The 13,151-nt window shown below is 69.9% G+C and carries 13 protein-coding genes; 3 read left to right on the top strand and 10 right to left on the bottom strand.

Going from position 1 to position 13,151, the window contains the following annotated elements:
* Positions 1-481: 481 nt before the first annotated feature.
* Both MZC64_RS01365 and MZC64_RS01360 read right to left on the bottom strand, forming a co-directional pair.
* Complete coding sequence (locus tag MZC64_RS01365; RefSeq protein WP_247755260.1) at positions 482-1,291, bottom strand: SAM-dependent methyltransferase; 810 nt, start codon at positions 1,289-1,291, stop codon at positions 482-484.
* Between the two features lie 14 nt (positions 1,292-1,305).
* Positions 1,306-2,112, bottom strand: coding sequence for an SAM-dependent methyltransferase (locus MZC64_RS01360; RefSeq protein ID WP_247755259.1), 807 nt, complete (start codon positions 2,110-2,112; stop codon positions 1,306-1,308).
* 92 nt (positions 2,113-2,204) lie between these two features.
* On the opposite strand from MZC64_RS01360, the gene MZC64_RS01355 reads away from it, so the two are divergent.
* On the top strand, positions 2,205-3,128 hold the full coding sequence (locus MZC64_RS01355) for a pentapeptide repeat-containing protein (protein ID WP_247755258.1): 924 nt from the start codon (positions 2,205-2,207) through the stop codon (positions 3,126-3,128).
* Positions 3,129-3,213: 85 nt separating this feature from the next.
* Positions 3,214-3,411, top strand: a complete 198-nt coding sequence (locus MZC64_RS01350; protein ID WP_247755257.1) for a hypothetical protein — start codon at positions 3,214-3,216, stop codon at positions 3,409-3,411.
* Positions 3,412-3,462: 51 nt separating this feature from the next.
* On the opposite strand, the gene purL is transcribed toward MZC64_RS01350, so the two are convergent.
* From purL to purS, 3 genes are read right to left on the bottom strand one after another with little or no spacing between them, the layout of a single operon-like run.
* Complete coding sequence (gene purL / locus MZC64_RS01345; protein WP_247755256.1) at positions 3,463-5,754, bottom strand: phosphoribosylformylglycinamidine synthase subunit PurL; 2,292 nt, start codon at positions 5,752-5,754, stop codon at positions 3,463-3,465.
* Positions 5,751-6,428, bottom strand: a complete 678-nt coding sequence (gene purQ, locus MZC64_RS01340) for a phosphoribosylformylglycinamidine synthase subunit PurQ (protein ID WP_247755255.1) — start codon at positions 6,426-6,428, stop codon at positions 5,751-5,753. Before purQ ends, purL begins: the two co-directional genes overlap by 4 nt.
* A complete protein-coding gene (gene purS / locus MZC64_RS01335) occupies positions 6,425-6,664 on the bottom strand; it encodes a phosphoribosylformylglycinamidine synthase subunit PurS (RefSeq protein ID WP_185000803.1) in 240 nt (79 codons plus the stop codon). The genes purQ and purS overlap by 4 nt, the downstream gene beginning before the upstream one ends.
* Positions 6,665-6,818: 154 nt before the next feature.
* Here purS and MZC64_RS01330 point away from each other — a divergent pair, with 154 nt between their 5' ends.
* Positions 6,819-7,814 carry an NAD-dependent epimerase/dehydratase family protein gene (locus tag MZC64_RS01330; protein ID WP_247755254.1) on the top strand — a complete coding sequence of 332 codons (996 nt, stop codon included), beginning with the start codon at positions 6,819-6,821 and terminating at the stop codon, positions 7,812-7,814.
* A 45-nt stretch (positions 7,815-7,859) separates the two neighbouring features.
* Here MZC64_RS01330 and MZC64_RS01325 read toward each other — a convergent pair whose 3' ends face one another.
* From MZC64_RS01325 to purB, 5 genes are all read right to left on the bottom strand, one after another.
* On the bottom strand, positions 7,860-8,984 hold the full coding sequence (locus MZC64_RS01325; protein WP_247755253.1) for a serine protease: 1,125 nt from the start codon (positions 8,982-8,984) through the stop codon (positions 7,860-7,862).
* 102 nt (positions 8,985-9,086) lie between these two features.
* Positions 9,087-9,842, bottom strand: a complete 756-nt coding sequence (locus MZC64_RS01320; RefSeq protein WP_247755252.1) for a DUF2334 domain-containing protein — start codon at positions 9,840-9,842, stop codon at positions 9,087-9,089.
* Between the two features lie 67 nt (positions 9,843-9,909).
* Positions 9,910-10,803 carry a phosphoribosylaminoimidazolesuccinocarboxamide synthase gene (locus tag MZC64_RS01315; RefSeq protein WP_247755251.1) on the bottom strand — a complete coding sequence of 298 codons (894 nt, stop codon included), beginning with the start codon at positions 10,801-10,803 and terminating at the stop codon, positions 9,910-9,912.
* 161 nt (positions 10,804-10,964) lie between these two features.
* Positions 10,965-11,546, bottom strand: a complete 582-nt coding sequence (locus tag MZC64_RS01310) for a TetR/AcrR family transcriptional regulator (protein ID WP_247755250.1) — start codon at positions 11,544-11,546, stop codon at positions 10,965-10,967.
* Between the two features lie 140 nt (positions 11,547-11,686).
* The gene (gene purB / locus MZC64_RS01305) at positions 11,687-13,120 is read right to left on the bottom strand and encodes an adenylosuccinate lyase (RefSeq protein WP_247755249.1); all 1,434 of its coding nucleotides are present in this window, start codon (positions 13,118-13,120) and stop codon (positions 11,687-11,689) included.
* Positions 13,121-13,151 lie beyond the last annotated feature (31 nt).

The raw sequence follows: 13,151 nt of genomic DNA, 5'->3' as shown, positions 1-13,151 counted from the left end.
CAGGGCGGAAAGAATCGCTGTTCGTCGCACTCATACCCATCGCCCGACCGCGGCACACAAACCAGACTGTCCGGGTCGCCCGCTGTCCTCCTGGGTCCAGTTTGCCGTGGTCACGGTCGTCGAGACGAGCCCCTCATCAACAAATCCGAAGCTGACCGGCAATTCCATGACCTGGCGCACACTCGCGAAGATCAGCGAAGTGGGAGCGGGTCGGCACATCGTCCTGATCCTCTCACTCGTCACCTGCGGGGATCATCGCTGATGGGGGTAATAACTCTACGATAACGCCACCAGTGGCGACACTCCGCCACCGCGGCCGGAAAAGACGGGTCAAGTTCCCCTGACGCGTGGCTGGATCCAACCCTTCCGCGCAGTTCCGTAACGGTTCGACGCCACGAAGGGTAGCGGTGTCGCGGGCCCGCAGAAAGCCCGAAAACCCGGGAATGATTCCCATCTCAGTCGTTTCCGCTGGCCACATGGTCTAGACCTTCTGGCCGACCGCCGCGAAGCCGGCGAAAACTGCCGGATCCCCCTCGTACGGGGCTGCCGGGTCCGGTCGCCACAGCGGCAGCCGGACCAGTCCCGGCTCGACCAGCCGGGCCGGCCCGAACAGGCCCGCGACCTGGTCAACGGGCCGGATGGTCAGCGCGCTGCCCGCCCGGCGGTAGAGCTTCTGGTGGAACTCGGCCTGCTCGCCGACGCCCTCCAGGCAGGCGTGCGAGAGCACCAGGAAGCTGCCCGGCGCGACCGCGTCCAGGTACCGGCGGACCAGTCCGGCCGGATCGGCCTCATCCGGCACGAAGTGCAGCACCGCCACCATCAGCACCGCCACCGGCTGGGACAAATCCAGCAGGGCCTTGGTCTGCGGCGCGTCCAGCACCCGTTCGGGTTGTCGCAAGTCGGCCTGGACGATCTCGGAGAAATCGTTACCAGCGAGCATGATTCGGCTGTGCGCTACGGCAACCGGGTCAATATCGACATAGACCACCCGGCAGTCGGGGTCGAGTTCCTGGGCCACCTCGTGCACATTGCCCACGGTCGGTATTCCTGAACCGATGTCCAGAAACTGGCGTATCCCCGCTTGTACGCAGAACTTCACCGCCCGGCGCAGGAAGGCCCGGTTCGCCTGCATGATCATCGGTAGCTCGGGCCAGTCCTCGATGGCCACCCTGGCCAGCTCCCGGTCCACCCCGAAGTTGTGCGAACCGCCCAGGTAGTAGTCATAGACCCGGGCCGCGCTCGGCCGGGTGAGATCGATTCCCGGTGGCACCCAGCCGTGTTCCTGTTGCACCGCGCCTCCCCGGTTCAGGCCTTGTAACCGACGCCGGTGAACCCGCTGAGTTGCTCCGGCGAGCCCCAGTACTCGTCGTCGGGCTCCGGCCGCCACTGGGTCATCTGGCTCAGCCCCGGCGGCAGCAGCTCGCAGTCGCCGAAGTAGGTGAGCACCCGCTGGCGCGAGCGCATGAAGATCCGGCTGCCGGTGCGCTGGTAGAGGTCCTCGTGCTGGGCGGCCCGCTGCGGCGCGCCCTCGCTGCTGCCGTGCGAGAGCACCAGGTAGCTGCCCGAGGGCACCGCGTCCAGGTAGCGGCGGACCAGCCCGGCCGGGTCCTCCTCATCGGCGATGAAGTGCAGCACCGCCACGAACAGCACCGCGGTCGGCTGGGACAGGTCGAGCAGCTTGGTCAGCTCGGGCGCGTCCAGCACGTCCCCGGGGGTGCGCAGGTCGGCCTGGACGACCGCGGTGTTCGGGTTGTCGCTGAGCATCAGCCTGCTGTGCGCGACCGCGATCGGGTCCACGTCCACGTAGGCGATACGGCAGGCCGGGTCGAAGGCCTGGGCGATCTCGTGCACGTTGCCGACGGTGGGGATGCCGGAGCCGATGTCCAGGAACTGCCGGATGCCCTGGGTCAGGCAGAACTTCACCGCGCGGCGCAGGAAGGCCCGGTTGGCCCGCAGCGCCGCTGGCAGCAGCGGCCACTGCTCGATCGCCTGCCGCGCCTGGGCCCGGTCCACCGCGAAGTTGTGCGAGCCGCCGAGGTAGTAGTCATAGACCCTGGCCGCGCTCGGCACGGTGAGGTCAAGCTCGCCCGGCGCCCAGTTCGGGCGTTCCACAGTCCGCTCCCCTGTCCGGTTCGGGTGACCAGCGAGCATACGACCAGACGAAACGGACCGGTGCCGCTTACCTGGCGAACTACCGTTGGACGTTGAACGACCACTCGAATGGCGGCACGATCATCGCCGTGGACAACGGGTGGTGGCTGCTGGGACCGGGTATCGGCGGGTTCGTGGTGGCACTGGGGGTGCTCGGCTTCGGCATGCTGCGACGCAGGCAGGCGGTGGTGCTCACCGGCACCGTGCTGCTCGCGATGGGAGCGTTGCTGCTGGTCGGCGGGGGTTTGCTGGTGGCGGATCCGAAGGCGGGGCTGACCGAGGCGCTCAAGACCGGCGGGCTGGGCGCGGGGTCGGTGGTGGCGCTGTACGCGCTCTGGCTCAACGACCGGCGGCGGCAGGTGGAGGAGCAGCGGCAGCGGCTGGACACCAGCCGGGCCGAGCACGACCGGGAGCGGGTCAGCGACGAACGCTTCGCCAAGGCGGTGGAGCTGCTCGGGCACGAGGCGGACCAGGTGCGGGTGGGCGCGCTGCACGCGCTGGCCGGTATCGCGCGCAGCCGGCCCGAGTACGCCCAGACCGTGCTGGACATCTACTGCGCCTACCTGCGCCGCCCGTTCGAGATGCCGGATGAGCGCAAGGGCGAGTCCCGCTACTCCAGGGAGGGCGAGGTGCGGCGCAGCGCGCAGCAGCTCATCCGGGACCTGCTGCCCAAGGCGGGCACCGACGGCCCTCGGTACAACCTGGACCTGATGGGCGCCACGCTGAGCAGGCTGGACCTCAGCGGCAGGCTGATCGGCGGGATGCGGATCCAGGACGCCACCCTGTGGCGGGTCACTCACCTGGACCACGCCGAGTTCCACGGCAACGTCTACCTCACCAGGGCCACCTTCATGGGACCGCTGAACTGGGACGGGGCCCGTTTCCACCGTCGCTGCGGCCTCGGCGGCGTGACCTGGTCGCAGCGCCCCGACCCGGCCAAGGCCACCTTCGCGACCCCGGACCAACCCTGCGGATGACCCACCGGGGGTGGTTTTTCACTACAGTCGGGTCACAACGGTGCGTGTCGGGTGGACCACAGAATACGAAAGAAGGACTGCGGCCATGCTCGAAGTGTTCGGGATCGTCGCGATGATCCAGGGCTTCGGCGGGCTCATCGCCAGGCAGGTCGGTGGCGAGGGCTGGCTGTTGATGCACATGGTCCCCGAGCACCTGCAACTGCTCACCGGGCTCTCCCTCGGCCTGCTCGGCCTGGTCCTGCTGCTCACCGCGACCAGCCGCAGGCGAGCCACCAGCCAGTAAGCGAAAGGGGAGAGACCAGGTGGCCTCTCCCCTTGTCGCAGTGCGAAAAACTCAGTCGAACAGCGCGTGCAGCGTGCCCTCCCAGGCGGTGCGCAGCTCATCCAGGCCCACCGTGAACTGGCCCTGGACCTGCACCGCCTTGGACTCGGTGTCCACCACGCCCACCCGGCTGCAGGGCAGCTCGCGCGCCTTGCACATCTCGGTGAACCGCAGCTCCTCGCTGCGCGGCACCGCGACCAGCGCGCGACCGGCGGACTCGGAGAACAGGAAGGTGAACGGGTCCGCGCCCTCGGGCAGCACGATCCGGCAGCCGCTCTCGCCAATGATCGCGGCCTCCACCACGGTCTGGATCAGACCGCCCTCGGAGAGGTCGTGCGCGGCGGAAAGCATGCCGTCGCGGGACCCGGCCACCAGCACCTCGGCCAGCACCCGCTCCCGCTCCAGGTCCACCGACGGCGGCTGGCCACCGAGGTGACCATGGACGTGGTTGGCCCACTCGGAGCCGCCGAACTCGTCCTTGGTCTCACCCAGCAGCAGCAGGGTCTCGCCGTCCTCCGCGCCCAGGCCGGTGGGGGTGCGGCGGCTGACGTCGTCGATCACGCCGAGCACGCCGACCACCGGGGTGGGCAGGATCGCCACCGAGCCGGTCTGGTTGTAGAAGGAGACGTTGCCGCCGGTGACCGGGATGCCCAGCTGCTTGCAGCCGTCGGCCAGGCCGCGCACGGCCTCGCTGAACTGCCACATCACGCCCGGGTCCTCCGGCGAGCCGAAGTTGAGGCAGTTGGTCACCGCGTACGGGGTGGCGCCGGTGGCGGCCACGTTGCGGTATGCCTCGGCCAGCGCGAGCTGGGTGCCGGTGTAGGGATCCAGCTGCACATAACGGCCATTGCAGTCGGTGGAGATCGCCACGCCGCGGCCGGTTTCCTCGTCGATCCGGATCATCCCGGAGTCGGCGGGCTGGGCCAGCACGGTGTTGCCGCGCACGTACCGGTCGTACTGCTCGGTGACCCACTTGCGGCTGCACAGGTTCGGCGAGGCGATCAGCTGCAGTAAGGTCGCCCGCAACTCCTCGGCCGACCCGGGTCGCGGCAGCGTGTCCGGCACGTCCGCGATCAGCGCGTCCTGGGTGGCCGGGCGCTGGATCGGCCGCTGGTACACCGGGCCCTCGTGCGCCACGGTGCGCGGCGGCACGTCCACCACGGTCTGTCCGTTCCAGGTGATCACCAGCCGGTCGCCCTCGGTGACCTCGCCGATCTCGGTGGCGATCACGTCCCACTTGCGGCAGACCCGCAGGAACGCCTCGACGTCCTTGGGCTCGACCACCGCGCACATGCGTTCCTGCGACTCGCTGGAGAGGATCTCCGCGGGCGACATGCCGGTGGCGCGCAACGGAACCGTCTCCAGGTTCACGTGCATGCCGCCGTCACCGGCACTGGCCAGCTCCGAGGTGGCGCAGGACAGCCCGGCGCCGCCGAGGTCCTGGATGCCCACCACGATGCCCTCGCGGAAGAGTTCCAGGCAGCACTCGATGAGCACCTTCTCGGTGAACGGGTCGCCCACCTGCACACTGGGCAGCTTCTTGCGTCCGGTGCCGGACTCGTCGCCGGAGAAGCTGTCCGAGGCGAGCACGGACACCCCGCCGATGCCGTCCAGGCCGGTGCGCGCGCCGAAGAGCATGATCTTGTTGCCGGTGCCGGAGGCGTGCGCCAGGTGCAGGTCCTCGACCCGCATCGCGCCCACGCACAACGCGTTCACCAACGGATTGCCCGCGTAGGTCTGGTCGAAGACGACCTCGCCGCCGATGTTGGGCAGGCCGAGGCAGTTGCCGTAACCGCCGACCCCGGCGACGATCCCGGGCAGCACCCGGCGGGTGTCCGGCGCGTCGGCCGGGCCGAAGCGCAGCGGGTCCATCACCGCGAGCGGGCGGGCGCCCATGGCCAGGATGTCCCGGACAATGCCGCCGACACCGGTGGCCGCGCCCTGGTACGGCTCCACATAGGACGGATGGTTGTGGCTCTCCGCCTTGAAGGTCACCGCCCAGCCGTCGCCGATGTCCACCACACCGGCGTTCTCACCGATGCCGGCGAGCATGTGCTGCTTCATCTCCGGCGTGGTGGTCTTGCCGAAGTAGCTCAGGTGCACCTTGGAGGACTTGTACGAGCAGTGCTCGCTCCACATCACCGAGTACATCGCCAGTTCGGCGTCGGTGGGGCGGCGACCGAGGATCTCCCGGATGCGGGTGTACTCGTCGTCCTTGAGGCCGAGTTCGCGGTAGGGCTGCGCCAGCTCTGGCGTGGCCGCCGCGTGCTCGACGGTGTCCACTTGCTGTTCAGTCGTTGTCACGCCGCCACCAGCGAGTCGAGAACGGACAGGAACAGGCCGAGACCGTCATCGGTCGGGCCGGTGAGGGCCTCGATCGCGTGCTCGGGGTGCGGCATCAGGCCGACGATCCGGCCGTTGGCGCTGGTGATGCCCGCGATGTCGTCGAGCGCGCCGTTGGGGTTGCCGCCGACGTAGCGGAACACCACCCGGCCTTCGCCCTCGAGTTCGTCCACAGTGGACTTCTCCGCGACATAGCGGCCCTCGCCGGACTTCAGCGGCACCAGGATCTCGGCGCCCTGCTCGTACCGGGAGGTCCACGCGGTGGAGTTGTTCTCCACCCGCAGCCACTGGTCGCGGCAGACGAAGTGCAGTCCGGCGTTGCGGACCAGCGCGCCGGGCAGCAGCCCGGCCTCGCACAGGATCTGGAATCCGTTGCAGATCCCCAGCACTGGCAGACCCTTGGCCGCGGCCGCGACGACCTCGCCCATCACCGGGGCGAACCGGGCGATCGCGCCTGCCCGCAGGTAATCCCCGTAGGAGAACCCGCCGGGCACGACCACCGCGTCCACCCCGCGCAGATCCGCGTCGGCGTGCCACAGCGGTACGGCTTCGGCCTCGGCGTAACGCACGGCGCGCAGGGCGTCGACGTCGTCGAGGGTGCCGGGAAAGGTGATGACCCCGATCCGGGGGCTCATGACTCGATCCGGCGGACGGTCCAGTCCTCAATCACCGGATTGGCGAGGAAGGTCTCGGCGATCTTCGCGAGAGCTTCGTCGTCGACGTTGTCGTCGACCTCCAGCTCAAAATGCTTGCCTTGGCGGACGGAGGCGATGCCATCAAATCCGAGACGGGGCAGCGCATTCGCCACCGCCTGTCCTTGCGGATCGAGGATCTCCTGCTTGGGCATGACGTCGACGACGACTCGGGCCACGCGAATGCTCCTGGATTTTGCCGGGAAGCGGGACGAGAGGAGCCTACCTGACCTGCTTGTTCACTCCGCGCGCTCGATGCGTTACCGCTCTCACCGCCGTTCGCTCTGCGCGAGATCGGTCGCGGGCCGCGCATCGGTCCAGCAGGGTGTGGGCATGCGGATTCTGGTACTGGGCGGGACGATCTTCCTTTCGAAGGCCGTCGCCGAAGAAGCGTTGCGACGTGGGCATGACGTGGTCTGCGCGGTCCGCGGGGTCTCTGGACAGGTGCCCGCCGGGGCAGTCACCGCGGTGGTGGACCGGAGCGCGCCGGAGGGGTTGGCGGCGCTGGCCGGGGAGCGCTTCGACGCGGTGGTGGACGTGGCGAGGATCTCCTTCCCGTGGGTGCGGGACGCGCTGGAGAAGCTGGCGAAGACCACCAAGCACTGGACGTTCGTCTCCACCATCAGCGTGTACGCGGACAACGCGACCACGGGCCAAGGTGTGGACGGAAAACTGGTCGAACCACTCGTGGACGACGCGGCCGGGTTGCCCACCGCCGAGGTGGGTGAGCGCTACGGCCGGATCAAGGTGGCCAGCGAGAACGCGGTGCGCGAGGTCTTCGGCGAGGACGCGTTCATCCCGCGCCCTGGCCTGATCACCGGACCGGGCGATCTTTCCGACCGGTTCGGGTACTGGCCCGCCCGGTTCGCCCGCGGCGGCCGGGTGCTGGTGCCGGACGCGCCCGCACAGCCGTTCCAGCACATCGACGCGCGTGATTTCGCCGCGTGGATCGTGCTGGCCGCCGAGCAGCGGCTGGGCGGCACCTTCGACGCGATCAGCGAACCCGCGCCGCTGCCGGAGTTCCTCGGCGAAGTCCAGGACGCGCTCGGCGTCCCGGCGGAACTGGTGCGGGCGCCCGAGGCGAAGCTGACCGAACTGGAGATCAAGCCCTGGGGCGGGCCGGGATCGCTGCCGCTGTGGCTGCCCGCGGACTACGCCGGGATGACCTCGCACCAGGCCCAGCCCGCGCTGGACGCGGGCCTGACCATCCGCTCTGCCGCGGAGACCGCGGTGGACACGCTGGCCTGGGAACGCGAACTGGGCCTGGACCGGGAGCGCAAGGCGGGACTGAGCCCGGCTCAGGAGGCCGAGGTGCTGGCGAGCCTGTGACCCGGGCCCGCCCGGTCGATGGGGGTCGACCGGGCGGGCGGTGGCTCAGAGCAGGTTGCCGATCTTGGCCGCCACCAGGTCGATGCGCACGCCCTGGTTCGGGCAGCCGCCGAAGTGGTGCAGGCCGATCACCTTGTGCGTGTTGCCGGACAGGACCGGCGAACCGGAGGAGCCGCCCTCGGTGTCGCACATGTAGGAGATGTCGCTCTGCGAGCTGCTGCCGTTCACCCGCACCGCGCGGACCTGGCAGTTGCCGCTCGGGCTCTGGTCGTCCTTGAGCGAGAGCTTCTTCAGCTTGCCAGCCGGGTGGCCGATCACGTACATCCGCTCACCGACCGCGGGCACCCGGACGTCGAGTTCCAGGAAGCCGAAGCTGGAGATCGCGGCGAAGTTGTTGACCTCGAACAGGGTGTAGTCCAGGCCGGCGTCGGTGCTGAGCACCTTCGAGGCGAGCACCTTGGTCGGCGTGCTGGTGGTGCCGTTGCAGGTGGGGCACTGGTAGTTGAACCACACCTCGATGCCGGCGGTGCTGGTGAAGCAGTGGTTGTTGGTGAGCATGCGGTTCTTCGCACCGACCCGCCAGGCGGTGCACAGCGAGGAGCCGTTGCGCAGCAGCTTGGCCACCGGCTTGGTGCGGGCGAACTCGGTCGGGTTCGAGGTCTGGTAGCAGGCCACGTCCTGGTAGTTGTTCGCACCGCAGATGCTGCGGGTCTGCCTGTCCTGCGCGGCCTTGAACTCCGCCGGGGTGAAGCCGCGGGTCAGCTTGTCGATGGTGGCGGTGGAATCGGGCGAGGCCGGGCCACCGTCCTTGCCGGACAGGCTCAGCACCGCGGCCTCGCCGGTGACCGACATGGCCCAGAACCCGGTCGCGTCCGGGCTGGCGGCCAGGTCGTCCGCGCCGGTGTAGGTGTAGCTCTCCCGGCCGCTCGGGTCGGAAATGCGGAGCACATCGCCTGGCTGCAGTTTCAGGCCGGTGACGTGTGCCTTGACGTAGCCGGATTCCGCGCGCCGCAGGGTCAGCGCGCTGTCGCCACCGGCAATTGTGTGCGCCACGTTTTCCTCGGCGCCGATCTTCTCGTCCTGGGGCACACTGGCCGCGGCTGCCGGGGCCGGGGCGGAAAATCCGAACGAGCCCGCCGCCGGGATGGCCATGGCGGCAACCAGGAACAATTTCGTAATTCTGTTCATACGCACCTCACCGCAGGGTTGGGAGGGGACGATCTCGATCGTCCGGTGCGGTGATTGGCGCCGTCACTCGTTCAAGCGACGTAATTATCCGGCATTCAGCCCACGACGTTCGGCGATACGGCCCAGACCGAGGTCTGCATATGTCCCACCGAGCGCGCCCAGCGCCAGCGCGCCGCTGATCGCGCCGAGCACCGCGCGGGCCGGTTGCGGCCGGCACAACTCGGTCGCGTCCACCGCGATCCGGACCAGGCCGCCGCGCCGCCCACCGCGCAGCGCGGCCCGCGCCCACAGCTCGCCCCGGCCGACCTCGTGCACCCGGCCCCGGTGCCGCACCCCGGTGCGCAGATCGTGCACGCCCGCGGCGTCCGCGCAGACCTCGAACCCCTTGCGCCGCAACGCGATCACCGTGCCGGCGGAGGCCAGCCAGCTCGGCGGCGCGAAGCACTTGGTGCGTAGTTCCAGACGGTCCAGCACCGCGGTGGCGGCCAGCAGCCGCAGCCCGGCCTCGTGCGCGGGCAGGTCGGCGAACTCGGCCCGCCGCCAGATCCGGCCGCCCGCCCAGCTGGCCGCCGGGGCCAGCCTGGGCAGCGGCAGCCGGGCCCCGCTGGGCTGGGCCACGTGGTCAAAACCGTGCAGCACCAGGGCGTCCCCGGCCTGTTCGCGAGCCCTGATCCAGTCCAGCACGGGCGAGTCCCTGGTGGGGCGCTCGCTGTTGGGTTTGGGGGTCAGCAGTAGGGACAGCGGCAGGCCGCGCCGGTCCAGCGCGGCGGCGAACGCGGCGCACTCGGCCAGGGTCGCTCGGCCGATGCCCGAGAGCGAGACGAGCAGTCTGGGGCGCATGACCCTATTGCGCCATGGCCGCGTGACCACGACCTGCCGCTGAGGTTGCGCGCAGGCGCAACTCTGCTTAAGCCTGCGGGGACGGCCAGTCCGCCAGCGCGCGGCCGGTGATCCGCTCGTACGCCTCGACGTAGCGGGCCCTGGTCGCGGCCACGACCTCCTCCGACAGCGGGGGCGGCGGGGTGTCCGAGGCCCGGTCCCAGCCCGAGGCCGGCGAGGTCAGCCAGTCCCGCACGTACTGCTTGTCGAAGGAGGGCTGGACCTTGCCCGGGGTGTACCCGTCGGCGGGCCAGAACCGGGAGGAGTCCGGGGTGAGCACCTCATCGGCCAGCACCAGCTGACCGGCCTTGTCCACGCCGAACTCGAACTTGGTGTCGGCCAGGATCAGGCCCCGGCTCTCCGCGTGCGTGGCCGCCCGGCCGTAGACGGCCAGGGTCAGCTCCCGCAGCTGCTCGGCCTGCTCGGCGCCGACCGTGTCGACCACGGCGGCGAAGGAGACGTTCTCGTCGTGCGCGCCGATCTCGGCCTTGGTGGCCGGGGTGAAGATCGGCTCCGGCAGCCGGTCGGACTCGCCGAGTCCGGCGGGCAGCTCGACCCCGCACACCGCGCCGGTGCGCCGGTAGTCGGCCAGGCCGGATCCGGTCAGGTAGCCCCTGGCCACGCATTCCACCTGCGCCATCGCCAGCCGCCGGACCAGCAGCGCGCGGCCACGGACCTCGGCCGGGATGCGCGGGTCGTCCCAGGCCACCACGTGGTTGGGCACCACGTCGGCGAGCAGCTCGAACCAGAACACGCTCATCGCGGTGAGCACCCGCCCCTTGTCCGGGATGCCGTTGGGCAGCACGAAGTCGAAGGCGGAGATCCGGTCGGAGGCGACGAACAGCAGGTGCTCGTCGTCGACGGAGTACAGCTCACGAACCTTGCCCGCGGCGATCAGCGGGTAGTCGGCGAGGGAGGTCACGGCCTCACCCTAGGCAATGCACCGCACGTGACCTGCGTCGCACCACCGGTGTCAAGAACCGACGAACCGTGCCATCATCTCGGCAACAGTTTTCCGCCACCTTCTCGGGGATCGTCCGGCGGATTCGGGATCGCCCGGCTCGGGGGCTGGGCGATCCTTTTTTATTGCCGGACCATCGCGGTCGCCAGGTCCAGCACCAGCGATTCCGGCACCGTCTCGCCCCGCAGCCGCCGCTGCTCGAAGCCCAGCACCAGGGCGCGCACGCCCAGCGCCAGGTACCCGGCCCGCCGCTCGTCCACCACCAGGCCGCGTTCGTCCCGGCGACCGGTCAGCGATTCGGCGAACTGGCGGTCCGAGCGCACCGAGATGTCGCGCAGCCGGGTGCTGACCACCGGATCGCTCTGCGCCAGCCCGGACAGCTCGGTCTCGAAGGCCAGCAGCGGCGCGGCGTCCTTGGCATCGGCCGCGCGCAACCGCCCGGCCACGTAGACCGCGATCACCTGTTCCAGCGAAAGTCGCGGATCGCTGAGCTGTTGCAGGTCGGCAATGACACGTCGGTGAATGTCCTCGATGACCGCAATCAACAGGTCGCGCTTGCTGCCGAAAATCGAGTAAATGGCGCCGGTGGTGAGGCCGGCCCGGCCCGCGATCACGCCAAGGGAGGCCCCGCGATGCCCTTCCTCGACGATGACTTCCCTGGCTGCTTCCAGTAGCGCGGTGCGGTTTCGGGCCTTCCCCTCCATCCGTGCGACCAAAGTTCACTCCCCAGTGACCCCGACGTGTTGTCTCGCGAGTCATTCTCCGGGGCGATTGTGCGCAATGCCCCGGTACTTAGAGGGTTCCGAAGTACCGGGGCACCAGTTCTGCCGGTTCGAAACCGGTCTCAGAGGATGGCGCCGGGGCTGTACTTGGCCGCCTCCGGGTAGCGCGCCAGCACCGCTTCGATCCGCGTCACCACCGCGCTGACCTGCGCGCCCGCCGCGCCGGTGAAGGGCAGCCGGTCGGCCAGCAGCGCGTCCAGCGCGGCCCGGTCCAGCGGCAGCCGCTCATCGGCGGCCAACCGGTCCAGCAGGTCGTTCCGTTCCAAACCTTCGCGAAGTTCCAGCGCGGTGGCGACCGCGTTCTCCTTGATCGCCTCGTGCGCGGTCTCCCGGCCCACCCCGGCCCGCACCGCGGCCATCAGCACCTTGGTGGTGGCCAGGAACGGCAGGTAGCGGTCGAGTTCGCGGCCGATCACCGCGGGGAAGGCGCCGAACTCGTCCAGCACGGTCAGGAAGGTCTCCAGCAGCCCGTCGAAGGCGAAGAAGGCGTCCGGCAGCGCGACCCGGCGCACCACCGAACAGGACACATCGCCCTCGTTCCACTGGTCCCCGGCCAGCTCGCCGACCATCGAGGCGTGCCCGCGCAGGATCACCGCGAAGCCGTTGACCCGCTCGCAGGACCGGGTGTTCATCTTGTGCGGCATGGCCGAGGAGCCCACCTGACCGGGCTTGAAGCCCTCGGTGACCAGCTCGTGCCCGGCCATCAGCCGGATCGTCTTGGCCAGGCTGGACGGCCCGGCGGCCAGCTGCACCAGCGCGGTGACCACCTCGAAGTCCAGCGAGCGCGGGTAGACCTGGCCGACACTGGTCAGCACCTGGCCGAACCCGAGGTGCCCGGCAACCGCGGTCTCCAGCCGGGCGAGCCGGTCCGCGTCCCCGTCCAGCAGGTCCAGCATGTCCTGCGCGGTGCCCACCGGGCCCTTGATGCCGCGCAGCGGGTACCGCGCGAGCAGATCCTCCAGCCGGCCGAACCCGGTCAGCAGCTCATCGGCCGCGGTGGCGAACCGCTTGCCCAGCGTGGTGGCCTGCGCGGCCACGTTGTGCGAACGCCCGGCCATGACCAGCTCGGCGTTCTCGGCCGAGAGCGCGCCCAGGCGGGCCAGCACCGCGACCACCCGGTCCCGCACATGCTCCAGGCTCAGCCGGATCTGCAGCTGCTCCACGTTCTCGGTGAGGTCCCGCGAGGTCATGCCCTTGTGCACGTGCTCGTGCCCGGCCAGCGCGTTGAACTCCTCGATCCGGGCCTTCACATCGTGCCGGGTGACCCGCTCCCGCTCGGCGATGGAGCCCAGGTCGACCTGCTCCAGCACCCGCTCGTAATCGGCCAGCGCACCGGCCGGCACCTCGATGCCGAGATCCACCTGGGCCCGCAGCACGGCCAGCCAGAGCTGCCGTTCCAGGACCACCTTGTGCTCGGGCGACCACAGGCGGGCCAGCTCAAGCGAGGCGTACCGGGAGGCCAGGACGTTGGGAATGCGCGGCTTGGTCGAGGTCACGTCTGGATAGCCTAGTTGACCAGCGCGTATA

The sequence above is a fragment of the Crossiella sp. S99.2 genome (assembly GCF_023094165.1).
GTDB lineage: Bacteria > Actinomycetota > Actinomycetes > Mycobacteriales > Pseudonocardiaceae > Crossiella.
The sequence above is the reverse complement of the archived record's forward strand: the minus strand, read 5'-3'. Positions and strand labels throughout refer to the sequence as shown.

Coding starts and splice junctions, on each gene's coding strand:
- MZC64_RS01350 (WP_247755257.1), top strand. CDS start 3,214: ATGCTCGAAGTGTTCGGGATCGTCGCGATGATCCAGGGCTTCGGCGGG.
- purQ (WP_247755255.1), bottom strand. CDS start 6,428: ATGAGCCCCCGGATCGGGGTCATCACCTTTCCCGGCACCCTCGACGAC.
- MZC64_RS01330 (WP_247755254.1), top strand. CDS start 6,819: ATGCGGATTCTGGTACTGGGCGGGACGATCTTCCTTTCGAAGGCCGTC.
- MZC64_RS01320 (WP_247755252.1), bottom strand. CDS start 9,842: ATGCGCCCCAGACTGCTCGTCTCGCTCTCGGGCATCGGCCGAGCGACC.
- MZC64_RS01310 (WP_247755250.1), bottom strand. CDS start 11,546: ATGGAGGGGAAGGCCCGAAACCGCACCGCGCTACTGGAAGCAGCCAGG.